The sequence below is a fragment of the Corynebacterium tuberculostearicum genome, assembly GCF_016894265.1.
Lineage (GTDB): Bacteria > Actinomycetota > Actinomycetes > Mycobacteriales > Mycobacteriaceae > Corynebacterium > Corynebacterium tuberculostearicum_D.
Map to the genome: position 1 here is coordinate 586573 of NZ_CP069791.1, position 17870 is coordinate 604442.

Annotated in this window: 18 protein-coding genes; 10 read left to right on the plus strand and 8 right to left on the minus strand. The window is 60.4% G+C overall.

The genetic code is table 11. From position 1 onward, the window contains the following. Position 1 precedes the first annotated feature (1 nt). Complete coding sequence (locus I6J28_RS03000; protein WP_204610711.1) at positions 2–643, plus strand: ABC transporter ATP-binding protein; 642 nt, start codon at positions 2–4, stop codon at positions 641–643. Here the strand turns inward: I6J28_RS03000 and I6J28_RS03005 are convergent. Further along, on the minus strand, positions 640–2217 hold the full coding sequence (locus tag I6J28_RS03005) for a bifunctional ADP-dependent NAD(P)H-hydrate dehydratase/NAD(P)H-hydrate epimerase (RefSeq protein ID WP_204610713.1): 1578 nt from the start codon (positions 2215–2217) through the stop codon (positions 640–642). The genes I6J28_RS03000 and I6J28_RS03005 overlap by 4 nt on opposite strands. An 18-nt stretch (positions 2218–2235) precedes the next feature. Beyond that, complete coding sequence (locus I6J28_RS03010) at positions 2236–3051, minus strand: Fpg/Nei family DNA glycosylase (protein ID WP_204610715.1); 816 nt, start codon at positions 3049–3051, stop codon at positions 2236–2238. Between the two features lie 127 nt (positions 3052–3178). On the opposite strand from I6J28_RS03010, the gene I6J28_RS03015 reads away from it, so the two are divergent. Together I6J28_RS03015 and I6J28_RS03020 are read left to right on the plus strand one after the other, a co-directional pair. Continuing rightward, positions 3179–4675 carry a DUF1846 domain-containing protein gene (locus I6J28_RS03015; protein WP_204610716.1) on the plus strand — a complete coding sequence of 499 codons (1497 nt, stop codon included), beginning with the start codon at positions 3179–3181 and terminating at the stop codon, positions 4673–4675. A gap of 112 nt (positions 4676–4787) precedes the next feature. Next, positions 4788–5723, plus strand: coding sequence for a rhodanese-related sulfurtransferase (locus I6J28_RS03020; RefSeq protein ID WP_005326978.1), 936 nt, complete (start codon positions 4788–4790; stop codon positions 5721–5723). Here the strand turns inward: I6J28_RS03020 and I6J28_RS03025 are convergent. The 6 genes from I6J28_RS03025 to I6J28_RS03050 all read right to left on the minus strand — a co-directional run bounded on the left by I6J28_RS03025 (position 5720) and on the right by I6J28_RS03050 (position 11533). After that, the gene (locus I6J28_RS03025) at positions 5720–6466 is read right to left on the minus strand and encodes an aminotransferase class IV (RefSeq protein ID WP_204610718.1); all 747 of its coding nucleotides are present in this window, start codon (positions 6464–6466) and stop codon (positions 5720–5722) included. The genes I6J28_RS03020 and I6J28_RS03025 overlap by 4 nt on opposite strands. Further along, entirely contained in the window at positions 6463–8322 is a 1860-nt protein-coding gene (locus I6J28_RS03030) for a chorismate-binding protein (RefSeq protein WP_204610720.1), read from the minus strand. Before I6J28_RS03030 ends, I6J28_RS03025 begins: the two co-directional genes overlap by 4 nt. A gap of 17 nt (positions 8323–8339) precedes the next feature. Further along, complete coding sequence (locus I6J28_RS03035; protein WP_204610722.1) at positions 8340–8822, minus strand: hypothetical protein; 483 nt, start codon at positions 8820–8822, stop codon at positions 8340–8342. 9 nt (positions 8823–8831) lie between these two features. Continuing rightward, positions 8832–9803: a universal stress protein gene (locus I6J28_RS03040; RefSeq protein WP_204610724.1), complete on the minus strand. Its 972-nt coding sequence runs from the start codon at positions 9801–9803 to the stop codon at positions 8832–8834. A gap of 86 nt (positions 9804–9889) precedes the next feature. Next, complete coding sequence (locus I6J28_RS03045) at positions 9890–10390, minus strand: MarR family winged helix-turn-helix transcriptional regulator (protein WP_204610726.1); 501 nt, start codon at positions 10388–10390, stop codon at positions 9890–9892. A 54-nt stretch (positions 10391–10444) separates the two neighbouring features. Further along, entirely contained in the window at positions 10445–11533 is a 1089-nt protein-coding gene (locus tag I6J28_RS03050) for an inositol-3-phosphate synthase (protein ID WP_204610728.1), read from the minus strand. Between the two features lie 117 nt (positions 11534–11650). Between I6J28_RS03050 and I6J28_RS03055 the strand changes: the two genes are divergently transcribed. The 7 genes from I6J28_RS03055 to rplI all read left to right on the plus strand — a co-directional run bounded on the left by I6J28_RS03055 (position 11651) and on the right by rplI (position 17451). Beyond that, the gene (locus tag I6J28_RS03055; RefSeq protein ID WP_034667960.1) at positions 11651–12028 is read left to right on the plus strand and encodes a DUF5318 family protein; all 378 of its coding nucleotides are present in this window, start codon (positions 11651–11653) and stop codon (positions 12026–12028) included. A gap of 75 nt (positions 12029–12103) precedes the next feature. Next, a complete protein-coding gene (locus I6J28_RS03060; RefSeq protein ID WP_204610730.1) occupies positions 12104–14353 on the plus strand; it encodes a transglycosylase domain-containing protein in 2250 nt (749 codons plus the stop codon). Between the two features lie 6 nt (positions 14354–14359). Then, positions 14360–15757 carry a glycosyltransferase family 87 protein gene (locus I6J28_RS03065; RefSeq protein WP_204610732.1) on the plus strand — a complete coding sequence of 466 codons (1398 nt, stop codon included), beginning with the start codon at positions 14360–14362 and terminating at the stop codon, positions 15755–15757. Then, entirely contained in the window at positions 15754–15942 is a 189-nt protein-coding gene (locus I6J28_RS03070) for a hypothetical protein (protein ID WP_198492222.1), read from the plus strand. The genes I6J28_RS03065 and I6J28_RS03070 overlap by 4 nt, the downstream gene beginning before the upstream one ends. Positions 15943–16064: 122 nt before the next feature. Then, positions 16065–16355 (plus strand): 30S ribosomal protein S6, encoded by a 291-nt coding sequence (gene rpsF / locus I6J28_RS03075; RefSeq protein ID WP_005326996.1) that lies wholly within the window; start codon positions 16065–16067, stop codon positions 16353–16355. A 49-nt stretch (positions 16356–16404) separates the two neighbouring features. After that, entirely contained in the window at positions 16405–16950 is a 546-nt protein-coding gene (locus I6J28_RS03080; protein ID WP_005325943.1) for a single-stranded DNA-binding protein, read from the plus strand. A gap of 48 nt (positions 16951–16998) precedes the next feature. Further along, entirely contained in the window at positions 16999–17451 is a 453-nt protein-coding gene (gene rplI, locus I6J28_RS03085) for a 50S ribosomal protein L9 (RefSeq protein WP_005325949.1), read from the plus strand. The last annotated feature ends 419 nt before the right edge of the window (positions 17452–17870 follow it).

Consider the following 17870-nt stretch of genomic DNA (forward strand, 5'->3'; position numbering starts at 1 on the left):
CATGTCCACCATTCTTGATATCCGCAACGCCACCGTGACCTACCAAGACGGCGAGACCACGACCACCGCGCTTGCCGACGCCTCCCTCATCGCCGAATCCACTACCCTTACCGCCATCGTGGGTGAGTCCGGGTCCGGCAAGTCCACGTTGCTGTCCGTAGCCGCAGGCCTCATCACCCCAGACTCCGGAACCGTGCACGTGGACGGTACCCGCTCCATTATCTTCCAGCAGGCCAACCTGCTGTCCTCGCTCAATGTGCGCGACCAATTGGTGATCATGGACCATATCGCTGGCCGCAAGCTGCGCCCACAGCGCGCCGATGAGTTATTGGCGTTTGTCGGCCTGGCAGGAATGGGCAATCGCCGCATGGGTCAGTTGTCCGGTGGCCAGCGCCAGCGCGTCAATATCGCCCGAGCGCTCATGGAGCAGCCGGACCTGCTCTTGGCCGATGAGCCTACCTCTGCGCTTGATTCCCACCTTTCGCAGGAGATCATCCGCCTCTTGCGCGATGTCACCCAGGAGATGAACACCGCCACCGTGCTGGTGACCCATGACCGCTCCCTGCTCAACTTCGCTGACCGCGTGGTGGAGGTCAAGGATGGCCACGTCTCCGAGCAGGAGAAGGTCTCTGCGCTCAGCTAGCGCTGCATGAGGAGTAGCCGGGCAATTGCCTGCGGCACAGATGCGGCAATCTGGGAGGCGGAGCAAATCCCATAGCCGTCTGGGGTGTGGGCGGCAATGGCTGCCGCGTGTTGGTGGATGGCCGCGGCGTGCAGGATTTCCATAAGGATCGCCTCCGCATCCGCCTCGGCGGCATCCAGTTGCGCGAGCGTGGCGCCGAGGATGCCAGAGAGTACGTCACCAGAACCGGCGGTGGCTGCGTAGGAATGCCCAGCGTTCATGCCATAAATTTTCTGGCCTGGGGCCGTGACCGTGGTGATCCGGCCCTTGTGCAGGATGAAGCAGTCGAGCGCATCGGAAAGCTCTCGCAGGTGCACCCCGAGGCCTTCCGAAAGATCAAGTTCGCGGCCAAGAGTTGCCGTATAGAGCCGCTCAAACTCCCCGGCATGCGGGGTCAGGACGGCGCAGGGATGATCGCGCACGAGCTCGCGTAGATCCCCGTAGGTCGAAAGCACGGTCAGCGCATCGGCGTCGATAATGGTGGGCAGCCCGCGTTCTAGCACGGCGCGCAACTCCGCGGCCGCTTCTGGGTCGGTGCCTCGTCCTGGGCCGATTACCCAGGCTTGGGCGTGGACCTTTTCTTGTGCGCTCGCATGGGGCACTACTTCGGGCAGGCTTGTGGTTACGGAGTCGTTGCCCACGACGCGAACCATCGAGGGCGTAGCGCGCACCGCGCCCGTGGCAGCGAGGATTCCCGCGCCGGGAAAGGCGCTGCTGCCAGCGCATACGGCGGTGACCCCGCCGGTGTACTTGGTGCTTTTCGCCCCCGGCGTCGGATCCAAAATCGGCCCCGTGCACCCTACCGGCTTTGGGGCGGTAACCACGCCCTGCTCTCCCGTGAGGACCGGTTCGGATGGCCACTGATAGGGCAACGGGATGGTGGGTTCATTGGCAATATGGCCTACTGGTTTAGCGGTGGCAGAAAGCTCTTCTGCAAAGGAACGCGGGGCACCTGGCAGGAGCAGATCGCACAGCACTACTGTGCCGCATTCCGGGGCAAAGACATGCCCGGCGCGGGCCCAACCAAAACTAATAGTCACATCTGCTTCCACCGCCTCGGCTGCAGCCAACCCGGTATCGGCGTTAATGCCGGAAGGGATGTCCACTGCTAGAACCGGAACACCACGCTTTTTGGCTTCGCCGTAGGCCCGTAGCGGCGCACCGGAAAGGCCGCGGGTGGAGGCAAGGCCGGCGACGGCGTCGATAAGCAGGTCGGCTTCTCCTAGACGCTCTGTTATGGTGCCGCCGGCCCCGGTAAAAGCCTGCAGCGCGGGTTCGTGCGGGGCATCCGCCGCGAGGATAGCCGCTACTGAATAGCCTTCTTCCGCCAGGAAAGCGCCAGCGTAGAGGCCATCGCCCCCGTTTCCTCCGGGACCAGCGAGGATAGTTACGCGCTGCCCAGGGGCAAGCATGGCCGTGGCCGTGGCTGCCACGCCGCGTGCGGCCGAGCGCATGAGTTCGTCGTCGTAGTTTTGTTGAGATAGAAGGGATTGCTCCGCCGCGCGGACGGCAGCAACGCTATAGGCATGTCGCATGCCCGCCAGGATAGGCCTTTAAGGAGCCGGCTGGCAGGTGGGGCACCAAAATAGGTTGCGCCCCTCCATGACCTTTTCTGCTACTGGAGTGCCACAGATATAGCAGGGCAACCCGGCGCGGCGATAGACGTAGACCTCCCCGCCGTGGTCATCCTTGCGGGGTTCGCGGCCCATGGCCTCGGGCGAGTGCTCGGGGCGTACGGTATCGATGCGGCCGTGCTCCACCCCATACTCCATCAAATCCACCAGGTCCGCCCACGTGGCGTCAAAAGTTTCACGGGAAACCTCACGGCCAGGCAGGAAAGGGGAGAGGCCGTGGCGAAAGAGGGTTTCCGCGCGGTAGATATTGCCCACGCCGGCATAGAGGTGCTGGTCCATCATGAGGGAGCCGATGCTGCGGCGCGATTTATGCACTTTGGCCCAGAGCGCCTCCACATCGGCGTCCGCGCGCAGCGGATCTTGGCCGACCTTGGCCAGCTGGGTGCGATACTCTTCTTCCGTGAGCAGGCGGCAAAACTGCGGTCCGCGCAGGTTAGCGGCCTCGGCGCCATTATCAATGCGCACCCGGATCTGTCCGCCTACTTCCTCGCGGGGTTCGAAGCGCAGCTTGCCAATCAGGCCTAAGTGAATATAGAGGATGTGGTGCGGATCCTGCGCGCTAAAGTGCACGAAAAGGTGCTTGCCATAGGTCTCTGCCAGCTCGATGCGCTCGCCATTGAGAAGCTCCGCCTCCGCCGCGAAGCGCCCCTGCGGACTGGTCACGCGCAGCGGCATGCCGCGAAAATCGGCGTTGAATTTATTAGCTAGGCGGTGAATGACGTGACCTTCAGGCATAGAACTCAGTCTAACCGGGAAGAATTTTCGGCCAAACCTGCCGCTAACCAGCCCACTTATTTGGGAGGTGACAATAGCGTAAACTCGAAATGCGGAATGATTTAACTCAGGGGAAGGCTTTCAAATCATGACGCAAAAAATCGGCTTTGACCGCGAGAAATACATCGAGCTGCAGTCGAAGCACATTCACGCCCGCCGCGAGGAAATTGGCGGCAAACTCTACCTAGAGATGGGCGGCAAGCTTTTTGACGATATGCATGCCTCCCGCGTGCTGCCCGGCTTCACCCCAGACAATAAAATCGCGATGCTGGAGCGCATCAAAGAGGACGTAGAGATCCTCATCTGCATCAACGCGAAAGATATCTCCCGCCAGAAGGTGCGCGCGGACCTGGGCATTCTGTATGAAGATGACCTGCTGCGCCTGGTGGACGTATTTCGCAGCCGCGGATTCTTGGTAGAAAACATCGTCATGACCCAGCTGGAGGAAGGCAACTCCCAAGCCGAAGCCTTCATCGAAAAGGCAGAGCGCCTCGGCCTCAAGGTGGCGCGCCACCGCGTTATCCCTGGCTACCCCACCAATACGGACCTTATCGTGTCCGAAGAGGGCTTTGGGCGCAATGAGTTTGCGGAAACCTCCCGCGACCTTGTCGTGGTCACCGCGCCGGGCCCTGGCTCCGGAAAGTTGGCCACCGCGCTCTCGCAGGTCTACCACGAGCACCAGCGCGGCAATAATGCCGGCTACGCCAAGTTTGAAACCTTCCCTATCTGGAATCTCCCCCTGGAACACCCCGTGAACCTGGCCTATGAGGCAGCCACGGTGGACCTGAACGATTCCAATATTATTGACCACTTCCACCTGTCCGCCCACGGCGAATCCACCGTGAACTACAACCGCGATGTGGAAGCGTTCCCGCTGCTGCGCACGCTTTTGGAAAAGCTCACCGGCACCACCCCGTACCAGTCTCCGACGGACATGGGCGTGAACATGGCCGGCTTCTGCATTACTGACGACGCCGTGTGCCGCGCCGCCGCCCAACAAGAAATCATCCGCCGTTACTTCAAGGCCCAGGTGGAAGAGGCGCGTGCGGGCTTGGGCACCGAGCAATCCGAGCGCGCCGCCGTCATCATGGCTAAGGCCGGCATCAAGGTAGAAGACCGACCCGTGGTGGCGCCTGCCCGCCAGCGCGCGGAAGAAACCGGTCAGCCCGCCTCCGCTATGCAGCTGCACGACGGCACCATGATCACCGGCCGCACCTCGCCATTGCTGGGTTGTTCTGCAGCTATGCTGCTTAACGCGCTGAAGCACCTAGCGGGCATCGATGACGATATCCACCTGCTTTCGCCCGAATCCATCGAGCCGATTCAAACGCTCAAGACCAAGCACCTAGGCTCCAAGAATCCACGCCTGCATACCGACGAGGTGCTGATCGCTTTGTCCGTGTCTGCGGCGAAGGATGAGAACGCCCGCAAGGCGCTGGAGCAGATCAAGGAACTTGCTGGTTGCGACGTCCACACCACCACCATCCTGGGTTCTGTGGATGAGGGAATCTTCCGCAACTTGGGCGTGCTCGTGACCTCTGATCCGGTCTTTGCTCGCAAGAAGGCGCTGTACCAGAAGCGCTAGATCCCGCGTGCTAAAGATTCGGCCCTTTCAGCCTGTGCTGGAGGGGCCGCAATCATATAAAGGAAAGGTACAAGATTGGGGATCTGCACAGCTGCGGGCCTAAGATTGGGGCGTGACTATTGGCAAAGTTCTCCTATATTACTGCTTTACCCCCATCGAAGATCCCACCGCAATCATGCTGTGGCAGCGCACCTTGTGCGAGTCCCTGGGGCTCAAGGGGCGCATCCTCATTTCCGAGCACGGCATCAACGGCACCGTTGGCGGCGATATGGAAGCCTGCAAGCGCTACGTCCGCCAGACCAAGGAATACCCAGGCTTTAAGCGCATGCAGTTTAAGTGGTCCGAGGGCGGCGCGGATGACTTCCCGCGCCTTTCGGTCAAGGTGCGCGATGAAATCGTGGCCTTTGGCGCGCCGGGCGAGCTGAAGGTCGATGAAAACGGCGTCGTCGGCGGCGGCGTGCACCTCAAGCCAGAAGAGGTAAATAAGCTGGTAGAAGAACGTGGTGAGGAGGTCGTTTTCTTTGACGGCCGCAACGCCATGGAAGCGGAGATTGGCAAGTTTAAAAATGCCGTCGTGCCCGATGTGAAAACCACGCATGATTTCATCGAGGAAATCGAGTCCGGCAAGTATGACTGGATGAAGGATAAGCCGGTGGTGTCCTACTGCACCGGTGGCATTCGCTGCGAGATCCTGTCTTCGTTGATGAAGAACCGTGGCTTCAAAGAGGTCTACCAGATCGATGGCGGCATCGTGCGCTACGGCGAAAAGTATGGCAATGATGGCCTGTGGGAAGGCTCCATGTATGTCTTTGACAAGCGCATGCACCACGAGTTTGGCCAAGGACTGCAAGACCCCGGCTTCATTCAGCTCGGCCACTGCGTGCACTGCGGTAAGGGCACGAATACCTTCCACAATTGCATCAATGAAGATACCTGCCGCCAGCAGGTGCTCATCTGTGATGACTGCATCCAGCACGTAGAAACCCAGCACTGCGGCCGGCCGGATTGCGCCGAGGTGGCAGCGCAGTTAGCCAAGCAGGAGAGCTAGTCGCGCGCCGGTTCCTTGCGGAAGCAGCCCCACCACCAGTGCTGCCACGCGGTGGTAAGCGGGCTGCTCGGCGGATAGATGACGCTGGTGGGGGCGTGTAGCTTACTGACTGGGCTAATGCCGTGGAGCGAGTTGAGGAACCACAGGGGGCACTCGGCGGCGAGCTCGGGGGTGATGGGGCGCGTTTCGGTACGAATTCCAAGGTCCGTGGCGCGCCGGACAACTTGGTGCAGCGTGATGCTGGGCAGCGCCCGACCGGTGGGGAGGCTGAGCGTCTCCCCATCCCAGGCGACGAGTGCGCCGGTGGTGGTCTCCACCATGGCACCAGAGGAATCCACGATGGCGGTGTCATCGGTGCCGTCTGCCTGATACTCGTCGCGGTAACGTGCCAGCGCTGGAAAATCGGGGCCCTTGACTAAAGGCTGCATGCGCGGGTCGGGGGCTTGCACATAGGTCAGCTGGGTGGTTCGGCGCGCAGGGGGCGCGGGGCGAGTATCGAGGCGCAGGTGTCCGCCGGCTAGCGAGATGCGAGGGAAGAGATCGCCGGGGCCCATAAGCTGCAGCATCGCGGGGACGAAGCCGGCGGGAAGCGGTCCGGCCACCGACTCGAAGCGCTGGAGGTGCAGGGGAAGGGCGTTGGAGTGGGCGTCGCCAAGCATCCGCCAAGAATCCGCAACGTTAAAGGGGCCGGGGTGAGGTTGGCTTGGAATGAAGCTGCCCTGGTGCCAGAGGTAGGTGCTCATTGCCACGCCCCCAACACGGATTGGGCCTTGAGGTTGCGCTCTTCTAACTCGGCGGCCGGATCCGAATCTAGGACGATGGCCCCGCCGGCGCCGATGGTGACCTCACCGGCCGCGCGCACGGCCGTGCGGATGACCACGCTGAGATCGGATTGTCCGTCAAACCCCAGGTAGCCCACCACGCCGGAGTACACGCCGCGCGGTCCCGTTTCGAGTTGGTCAATGATCTCGCAGGTGCGCAGCTTCGGCGCGCCCGTCATCGATCCGGGAGGAAAGGTGGCGCGGAGGGCATCGACCGCGGTGGCACTGGCGCTCAGCTGTCCGGTAATGGTGGAGACCAACTGATGCACGGTGGCATAGCTTTCTACCTGCATCAACTTCGGCACGCGCACGGTACCGGGCTCGCATACCCGGGAGAGATCATTGCGCAGTAGGTCGACGATCATGAGGTTTTCGGCCCGTGTTTTCGGGTCCGTGGTTAGCAGCGCGGGATCCTGGTCGGCCGAGATGGTGCCCTTAATCGGCTTGGCCTCTACCTCACGGCCGCGCACGGTGAGGAAGCGTTCGGGCGAGGCGCTGCATACTTCCACGCCGTCGAAGACGAGGTGTGCGGCATAGGGTGCAGGATTGTGCGAGCGCAGTTGGGGATAGAGCTCGCCCTCGGACGCGGCCGTGTAGGTATCGGTCAGGCAGACCTCGTAACTCTCGCCGGCGTACAAGAATTCTTGAGCGCGCTTAATCCGCTCCAGGTAGCCAGGGCTGCGCCAGGAACCCCCGCTTAGCGACGCCCCACCGTCCTCCCCCGTTGGCCCTGGTTCCTTCGCACCCAAGGCGGCTTCCAGGCGGTTTAGCAATTCCTCGGCGCCGTCACCGGCAAGGCAGCACAGGTGCGCGGTTTCTGTGTGATGGTCGTAGACGATGAAGGACTGCGGCCGCACAAAGTAGGCATCTGGGTAAGGGGAGCGGTGGCGTAGCTCAATGGGCAGGGTGAGCTGGGCGCATTCATAGCCCAAGTACCCGATGACCCCGCCGGTAAACGGGAGGGCCGGTGCGTCGATGATACGGGTGGCGAGCTCGCGGTCGAGGAGGGTGAGGATATCGGGGGCGTCGCCAAGCCGGTAGCGGAAAGAGCGACTCAATGCGCCGGCGGTATCGCCGAGGATGGAATAGCGCCCGCGGGGATCCGCGGAGTCAAGGAAGAAGGCATCGTTGCCCTCGGCGCGCAGGGCGGCAAAGACCCGTGAGCAATTCACCGCGCCGGGGACTTCGCGGTGGAGCAGGTGAAACCCACCCAGAAAATTGCGCATAATCTCCCGGCCGTGCTGGGTAAGCACCGACTCCGGGTGGAATTGCACGCCCCAGTGCGGCAAGCCATCGACCTTCAGCGCTTGGATGACGCCATCCTCGCTGCGGGCATGCACGGTAATGCCGGGGGCCTCCTCTATATGCAGGGAGTGGTAGCGCACCACTTCGAAGTCTTGCGGGATTCCGGTAAAGATACCTTCGCCCGAGTGACTGACGGTAGAGACAAAACCGTGACGCGGCTGCGGCGCGCGCGACACCTGGGCACCGGCCAGCAGACCTAGCCCCTGGTGGCCAAGGCATACGCCCAGTACCGGAATCTCGGCCGCGGCTGCGGCGGCGATAATGCCCCGGGCAGCACCGAAATCCTCCTCGTGTTCCGGCGTGCCCGGGCCAGGGGAAATCACCACATGCGAAAATTCGCCGGCACGGACGCGCTCGGCCAGCCTTTCCGCTTCACCGGCGGCGACGACGAGTGGTTCGCGTCCGGCTACCTCCGCGATGAGGTGGGCAAGGTTGAAGGTATAAGAATCGTAATTATCAAGCAGGAGGATCATAGGGAGGCGGAAAGTTGCTATGCGGCGGCCGAGTCCATGAGGAACAGCTGGATATCGGTAATGGCCCACAGCATGAAATTGCAGGCCATTACCCAGAAAATGGCCATCCAACTGCGCCACCGCAAATAGCGGTGCAGTTTGCGCACCATGATGATGGCGCAGCCGATCATGCCGAAGAAGGGAATGATCGGGGTGGTCAGGCTAAAGAAGGTGCGCTGCCCGTCGGTGCAGAGCCACGTGGCGGTGCCATTCTCACACAAGGGGCCGCCGGAGAGCCGAGTGACGAGTGCGACCGCGAAACCATAAAGCGCGGAGAGCACAAGAACGCCGAGCATGTACCAGACGGCCTGGCGGGTAGAGCGGCGGTTAGCAGCGGCAATCTCTAAGGGGTCCGGTTCATCGGCCAGCTCATCAAAGCTCCGCGGTTCCGGGCGGCGCAGATTGGCATAGTCCGCATCGGAAGTCAGATCGTTTTCGGGATGCTCTGGTCGCAGGCTCATGCCCCAATCCTAACCGCAGGATGGGTGGACCAAGATAGGCACCCGAATATGCGGCAGCAGCTCCGTGGCGGTAGATCCCAAGAACACGCGGGCGATGGGGCCCTGCGGGGTGGAGGCCATGAGCATCAGATCGCCCTTCTTCCACTTGAGCGAATCCACCGCCCCGCCCCAGCCTGCACCGGAACCGATTTCTGAGGTGACATCCAGATCGGGGAATTTTTCTTGGATGCTATCGCGGGCGCGGTCCAGCATGGCGAGGGAATCCTCGAGCCACTCGGCTGCCAGCTTGAGCGCCATATCGTGCTTGTCTTTCGACGGCGTATTGAGCAGTCCCTTTGCTGAGAAGACAAGTAGGCGCAGCGGCAGGTTCCAGCGGTTCGCGAGCTCCGCTGCGGCGAGCATCTCATGATCTTCGCGCGAGCTGCGTTCGGTGATGGCAAAGTTGAAGCGGGTGACGCCGTGTTTGGACAGCTTCACCTTGCGGGGGACCAAGCCCAATGGTTGAGGGGAATAATGCAGCAGGGTATCGGCCGTAGAACCAGCAAAGAAACGGCCCTTCGGCGCCGCCTGGTTGGGGCCTAAGATGATGAGGTCTGCCTGGAATTTCTTGGCCATCTCCGTCAGTAGGTGGGGGCGCGAAGGCCCGTCGACCAAGAGGGAAGGCTTGTCATCCCAGCAGCTGCGGGGTACGCCGGCTTCATCGAGGGCGGCATGGGTAGCGGCCGCGCAGGCCTCCTTTTGTGCTTTAAACCATTTCTTATATTTTCCGCCCAGCTTGGTGAAGGAAGTAGTAGTCCACGGCTGGAACACGGTAGAGATGACGCGTACTTGGATATCTGCGGTGCGGGAGAGCCACGCGGCACAATCTAGAGCCTCGGTGCCGGAGGAAGAAGGGCTCCAAGAAATAAGAATGCGAAGGGGTTTATCGGCCGAGCCCTTGCTCAAGGCCGGCAGATGCCCATCGGAAGAATCAGTTGCCATACGGAGTGAACTAGTGAGAGATTACGGTTTTCGTTTTTTCAATTATCACGTTAAGCCCACGAAAAATGAAATCACCGCGGGCAAAACTAGCGCTGTTCGCCGTGCATTGTGGGGCGATAGACATCAGCCAGCTTGGAGATGACGGTGGCAACGTCGTTCGCGGTCTCCAAATCCTTCGGCTCGAGCCACCGCATGATCTCTGCTAGGGCGGAGGCGCGCTGCTGCGAGACGATGGCTAGTTCGGATTCGCCTAGTTGCGTCAGCGCTACCAAGACGCCGCGGCGGTCCTCTTCATCGCGGTGGCGTTCCACGTAGCCGCGGCGCTCTAGCTGATAGAGCGCGTTGGAGGCGGTGGGCATGCGGATAAGTTCTGCCTGCGCGATGGTGGAAACGCGGGACGGTCCGCGCATACGCAGCTGGTTCATGATGGACACCTGCGAGGTGGTCAATGAAGAGCCTTCCGCCGTGCGCTGGAAAATAAGAATGAGCTTATTGAGCGACGGCTGGATGGAACGCGCGACCTCGACAGCATCCTCGTACGTAGACGGGGATTGAGCGGGGCCCTTCTCCTCATGTTGCTGCGTCATAGAAAACGATTGTATAGCCCGTTTTCCCTGCGCGGTAGTTCGGAAGTTAAAAAATTAGTTTCCGGCAATAAAGTCTTCTAGCTCGGCGCGCGCCACGTCATCGGCCTTTTGCACCGGCGGGGATTTCATCAAGTAGGACGAGGCAGCCAGTACCGGGCCCGCCACCCCGCGATCGAGAGCAATCTTGGCGGCGCGCACGGCATCAATGATGATGCCGGCGGAGTTTGGCGAGTCCCAGACCTCCAGCTTGTACTCCAAGTTCAGCGGTACTTCGCCGAAGGCGGAACCCTCTAAGCGGACATAGGCCCACTTACGGTCATCAAGCCATTCCACGTAATCGGAAGGTCCGATGTGGACGTTGCGGTCCTCCCGCTTGCCGGCGATGGGTGAGTTGTGCAGGTTAGAGGTTACGGCCTGCGTCTTGGAGATCTTTTTGGATTCGAGGCGCTCGCGCTCGAGCATATTCTTAAAATCCATATTGCCGCCTACATTGAGCTGCATGGTGCGCTCCAAACGCACGCCGCGATCTTCAAAAAGCTTCGCCATGACGCGGTGAGTAATGGTCGCGCCCACCTGGGACTTAATATCATCGCCCACGATGGGCAGCCCGGCGTCTTCGAATTTCTTCGCCCATACCGGATCAGAGGCAATAAAGACCGGCAAGGCATTGACAAAGGCGCAGCCGGCATCGATGGCCGCCTGGGCGTAGAACTTATTCGCTTCTTCAGAGCCCACCGGTAGGTAGGAGACTACGACGTCGGCGCCGGACTGGCGGAGTGTGGCGGGGACGTCGGCAAGCGGGGCTTCCGATTCCGCGATGGATTCTTGGTAGTACCGGCCGAGGCCGTCCAGGGTAGGACCGCGCTGCACGGTAACGCCCAGCTCAGGGACGTCGGTAATGGAAATGGTGCAATTGCGGGAGCTGCGCGTAGCCTCCGCCAGATCCTTGCCCACCTTGTCCGCATCCACGTCGAAGGCGGCAACGAATTCCACATCGCCTACGTGGTACGGGCCAAACTGGGCGTGCATCAAACCGGGAATATCTGCATCGGCCGCGGCGTTGCGATAAAACTCCACGCCTTCAATGAGGGACGTGGCGCAGTTGCCGACGCCCACGATGGCGACCTTTACTTTTTCGGACACGGTCTACTCCTTTAACTCCATGAGTTGTGGCTGTCAGTGACTGCGCAAGAGTAAGCCGAAAATTATGCCCTACGGTGGCATAACGCCATGTGGATCGATCAAGAAGAGGTAATTAGGATGATCCGGGTGAATTCCGTTGCCTATAAGCACGTGCTCTCCCATGAGTGGGAGCGCGCCCACCACTTGCGCGAATTTCGCGCCGGGCAGCTCACGCGGGAGGACGTGTGCGATGCTGACTTTTTGCTGCGCGCCGCAGCTGAGCACCACGGGCGCACCATGGATAAGGAATGCCCCGTGTGCGGCGAGCCTTTGCGGCTCACGCGCTGGGTCTATGGCGAGAACCTCGGCCGTCGCGCCGGGAGCGCCCGCAGTGAGAAAGAAATAGCGGAGTTTGTAGCTGAGGGCTTGGAGTTTACGGTGCACGAGGTGGAGGTATGCCGCCAGTGCCGGTGGAACCACTTGTTGCGTTCTGCTACTGCATTTAACGCGTGTTAGTTTCCAGCGCACCGCCTTAGGCAGTAAGCTGCAATTATTTAGTTTGTGATCAGGGATGAATGAGGACACGAATCAGTGACCGAGAAGGAATCTACCGGCAAGTCCACTAAGGTGGCTCGCCCCAGCAAAAAGCAGGCGACAAAGAAGCGCCGCATCTGGCCGTGGGTCGTTTTGGCGTTCCTACTGGTCTTTGTAGCACTGCCCGCAGGACTTTTTGCCTACGCATACTCGCAATACTCCGTTCCGGAGCCGAAGGACCTAGCCAATAACCAGGTCTCCACCATCTATGCGGGTGATAATCAGACCCAGCTCGCCCGCTTGGTGCCGCCGGAAGGCAACCGCACCCACGTGCAGCTGGATGAAATCCCGGAATACGTGCAGGACTCCGTGCTGGCCGCGGAGGACCGTGACTTTTGGGATAACTCCGGCTTCTCCTTCACCGGCCTCGGCCGCGCCGTGGTTGGTAAGGTAACCGGCAATGAAGATGCTGGCGGCGGTTCCACCATTACCCAGCAGTATGTGAAAAACACGCTGGTGGGTAACGAATACTCCTACGTGCGCAAGATTCGCGAGCTCATCTACTCGGTGAAGATGACCAATGAGTGGGATAAGGAGGATATTCTCAATGCCTACCTCAACACCGTGTACTTCGGCCGCAATGCCTACGGCATCCAGGCGGCATCCAACGCCTACTTTGATAAGGACGCCAAGGACCTCACTCCGGAGGAAGGCGCCATGCTCGCCGGCCTCATTCAGTCCCCGTCCGGCCTCGACCCGCGCGTGAACCAGGAGGGCTCCGAGGACCGCTGGAACTACGTCCTTGATGGCTTGGTAGACATGGGTGACCTCACCCAGGAACAGCGCGATGGCATGGTCTTCCCAGAGACCCGCGACCCAGCTGAGTACTCTGCCTACACCGAAGCCCCAGGCGCTAATGGCCACATCAAGGATCAGGTCATCCGCGAACTGGAAGAGGTAGGCATCACCGAAAACGAGGTGTCCACCGGCGGCCTGCGCATCACCACCACCATCGACATGAATGTGCAAAACAACACCATTCAGGCAGTCGATGACCAGATGGCTCCGCTGCAAGAGGATGCGCGTGCGGCTTCCGTGACCATCGATCCGAAGACCGGTGCGGTCCGCGGATACTTTGGCGGCCACGATTCCAATGGTTGGGACTACGCCAACTCCCCGCTGCAGACCGGTTCTACTTTCAAGATCATGACCCTTGCGGCCGCCTTGCAGCAGGGCATCAGCCTAGATACCAATTACTCGTCCGCTCCGTACCAGCTGCCTGGCTCGGATGTTGTCACCAACGTGGGCGGCGGCTGCGGCGTGTGCAACCTGCGCGAGGCTACCAAGCAATCCCTGAATACCTCCTTCCTTCGCCTGCAGGAAGACCTCAAGAACGGCACGCAGGACACCGCAGATATGGCGCACGCCCTTGGCGTGGCTAAGTCCCTGCCGGGCATTGAAAAGACGCTGACGGAAAACGGCAAGCAGCCATTCGAAGGCATTGTTCTGGGCCAGTACCAGTCCCGCCCGCTCGATATGGCCACCGCAATGTCCACCCTGGCTAACCAGGGCGTGTGGCATAACCCGCACTTTGTGCAGCGCGTAGAAAACGCTGCCGGCGAAGTGCTGTACGAGCACCCCGAAGACGAGGGCGAGCGCCGCGTATCGTCCAACGTGGCTAATAACGTCATCGAAGCCATGGAGCCGGTGGCCGCATGGTCTAATGGCGCTCTTGCCGGTGGCCGTGTTTCCGCCTCAAAGACCGGCACCACTCAGATGGGCGATACCGGAAATAACAAGGATGCCTGGATGGTCGGTGCCACCCCGCAGCTGGCTACCGCCGTGTGGGTAGGTACCGCGGACAACACCTCCGCCATCTTCGATCAGTACGGCGGCATCATGTACGGCGCCGGCGCGCCAACCAAGATTTGGAAGGCCGTGCTGGACAACTCCCTGGCCAACTCCGAATTCCAAAACTTCCCGGCTGCCTATCCGCTGGGATTCGGCAACATGGGCGCCGGAACGGCTGCTCCGGCCTATGACCCGAGCTGGGATAGCGGCGCTGGCGATACCCAGGACTACGAGGCCCCTGCCGAGCAAGCAGCTCCGGAAGAGGAAACCAAGCCGGCTCAGCCGGAGAACAAGCCGGAGAGCCCGAAGCCTGCCCCGAAACCGCAACGCGGCAATGGCAATAGCGGCAATGGTGGCAATAGCGGTAATAGCAACCAGGCACCGGCCCAGCCAGAGGCGCCGTCGTTGGATGACCTCATCGGCCCCGATAGCGACTTGGCAGACCTCCTAGGGTAGGCGGCAGTGACAGCGAATCCGCACCAGCGCATTCCCGCCTCCTCAGAACCCTTGGCCCGCGGGGTAATTGAATTCCTCGGCGGGCCAAGGGGCCGTTTTGCCGGTGTACGCCGCACCCAGTGGTGGACCCCGCTGCGCGCCATAATCGCCGTCGGCTGGGTTTTCCTGGCGTGCGGATTCCTCTCGAAGGCTAATTGCGCCGGCGGCACCCGCGGTGATGACGGGGTCATTAACCTAAATTGGGCGGGCAACCGCCAGTACACCTCATTTTGCTATAACGACATCATCCCGCTTTACGGCGGCCGCGGCCTCGATGAAGGCGGCTTCCCCTATGCCTATTCCTGGCAAGAGGGTGACCTGACCCGCTATATGGAGTACCCAGTCCTCGCAGGCCTATTCCAGGGGTTGATGGGATGGATCGCCCGCAATACGTACTCTCTGGTTGAGTGGGCCGGCATCCCGGAGGCCGGATGGTACTTCGGCCTGACCGCCTTGGTCATGGCGTGCATCTGGGTAGGCGTGCTCTACATGGTCTACCTGCTGGTGGGCAATCGCACTTGGGACACCATCCTCGTCGCCGCCAGCCCTCTTATCATTATTCACGCCTTCAGCAACTGGGATATCCCCTCCATTGCCTTTGCCGTAGGTGCGCTCCTGGCCGCCGCGCGCAAGCGCCCTGCCGTAGCGGGTGTCCTCATCGGCCTTGGCACTTCCTTTAAGCTGTGGCCGCTCTTTCTCTTGGGCGCATTCCTGGTCTTGGCGGTGCGCAATCGTCGCTGGCCGCAATTTTTCTACGCCTTGCTCGGCGCGGCCGTGACCTGGATCGTGGTCAACGCGCCGGTGGCCCTGAAGTATCCGGAGGCATGGCGCGAATTTTTCCGCCTCAACCAAGAGCGCGGTGCGGAGTGGACCACCATCTACTCGGTGCTCAGCCGCAATACTGGGATTAGCTTTAGCCCTGAGTTCCTCAATACCTTCAGCCTGGTGGCGTTTTTGGCTCTCTGTGCGGCGATTGCGGTGCTGGGCCTGCGCAGCGCGCGGACGCCGCGCATGGCCGAGCTGGTTTACCTCATCGTGGCCGCCTTCTTACTATTCAACAAGGTATGGTCGCCCCAGTATTCTCTGTGGCTGGTAGTGCCCGCGGCCCTAGCCCTGCCACGCTGGCGCTTGGTCTTTAGCTGGGCGCTTGTCGATGCCCTCGTATGGCCCCTACTCATGTGGCACATGCTGGGAACAGACAATAAAGGTATTCCGCACGAGCTGCTTGACGTTGCGATTATCTCCCGCGACGCCCTCATTATCGCCATGGCTGTCCTCGTTATTCGCCAGATGTGCGGCAAGACCACGGATAAGGTGCGCGATGCGCACGCCGGCCGCGACCCCTTGGCAGGGGCATTCGCATGATCGTTACCTATATCGGAATGGCATCCATCTTTTTGGGATTCCTCTGCGTGATGGCAGCCTTCTGGCTCTTCCACAATCGTGAGGATCGTCGCGGGCCCATCGTGCTGGGTCTTTTGGCCATTCTTTTCCTCACCATCATTCCGGCGACGGCAGCTGTGTTTTTCGCCGCAACGACCACTGGTTAGATTTCTTTTCGCCGGTCATTTGCGGTACTGTAGTGGGGTTGCTTGACGCAACGTACCCTCCTGCTGCATCCGCAAAGGTGATGCAGCCGAAAACTACTAGACCATAGGAGGTGATGAGGTCCGTGCGTCACTACGAAGTCATGATCATTCTGGATCCTAATCAGGATGAGCGCACCGTAACCCCGTCCCTGGATAAGTTCCTCGAAATCGTCCGCCAGGAAGGCGGCAAGGTTGAGAACCTTGATGTATGGGGCAAGCGCCGTCTTGCATACCCCATCAACAAGAAGGAAGAGGGCATTTATGCCGTCGTCAACCTGGAGTGCGAGCACACTTCGGTTGCCGAACTCGACCGCCGTCTGAACCTGAACGACACCATCCTGCGTACCAAGGTTCTGCGCACCGACAGCAAGTAACGGATACTGGGATCAAGCACAATCCACGTAACCGATAAGGAGTAAAGACATGGCACAGGGAGATACCAATATCACGGTGGTAGGCAACATCGTTGCTGACCCCGAGCTGCGCTTCACCCCGGCGGGTGCGGCAGTAGCCAACTTCCGCGTCGCCTCCACCCCTCGTCGCTATAACTCGCAGACGAATCAGTGGGAAGACGGCGAAGCTATGTTCCTGACCTGCAACGTATGGCGTCAGGCAGCGGAAAACGTTGCCGAGACTATGTCGAAGGGCATGCGCGTCATCGTTACCGGCCGCTTGAAGCAGCGTTCCTTCCAGACCCGTGAGGGCGATAACCGCACCGTATTCGAGATTGACGTCGACGAAGTCGGTCCGTCTCTGCGCTACGCCACCGCTCAGGTAAACCGCAATCCGCGTGAGGGCGGCAATAACTTTGGCGGCGGCCAGCAGCGCTCGAATAACAATAATCAGGGCGGTTTTGGAGGCGGCCAGCAACAGCAGCCGCAGCAGAACCAGGCTCCTTCTGAGGATCCGTGGAACTCCGCACCACCTGCAGGTGGTTTCGGAGGCGCTGATTCTGAACCTCCGTTCTAAGTCTGTCACCCGCAACTATTCAACTAACTCAATTGAAAGGCAGGGATCATGAAGCTGATCCTCACCGCTGCCGTTGAGAACCTCGGCGCCGCTGGCGAAATTGTTGAGGTTAAGGACGGCTACGGACGTAACTACCTGCTTCCTCGCGGCCTGGCCATCGTGGCTACCCGCGGCGCAGAGAAGCAGATTGAGGGCATCAAGCGCGCCCAGGAAGCTCGCGAGATTCGCGACCTGGATCACGCACGTGAGGTCCGCAACCAGCTCGAGCAGCTGACGGATGTCAAGGTAGAGGTTAAGACCTCCGAATCCGGTAAGCTCTTCGGTTCCGTTCAAGCAGAAGACATTGTCAACGCCGTCTCCAAGGCCGGTGGCCCTAAGCTGGATAAGCGCATCGTTGTGCTTCCTAAGGGCCTGGTCAAGAAGACCGGCAACTACCAGGTCGAGCTGAAGCTGCACGCTGATGTTATCGGCAAGGTGAACTTCTCGGTCGTTGCTGCCTAACTAGGCGCACGACGGTCCATATAGACCCAAAGACAACAGCAACGCTTTAGGCCTCAAGTTCCTGCTATGTGAGGTGGCAGGAACTTGGGGCCTTTAGCGCGTTTTAACCGGCCTGTGGATAACTGTGGAATTCTGTGGATAACTCTTTGGCAATTTAACTCTCTGTTTACGCGGAGGCCTCTTTATTAACTCGCAGGTCAGGCCGCTTATCCACCAAGGATGTGCCTATTTTCACATCTGGAAAAACATGCTCTGAGCTGGGTCTTTGATTTATGCAGGTCATGGGGTTTTGAAGTTATCCACAGGCCTATGCAGGGCAAATATGGGCTAAGGCTCCCGCGACCTGCAATTTTCACATTGCCCTGTGGATAACTGTGGAAGTTATGCCCAGGGGGTGGTGTCCGGGCACTAGACTAAAC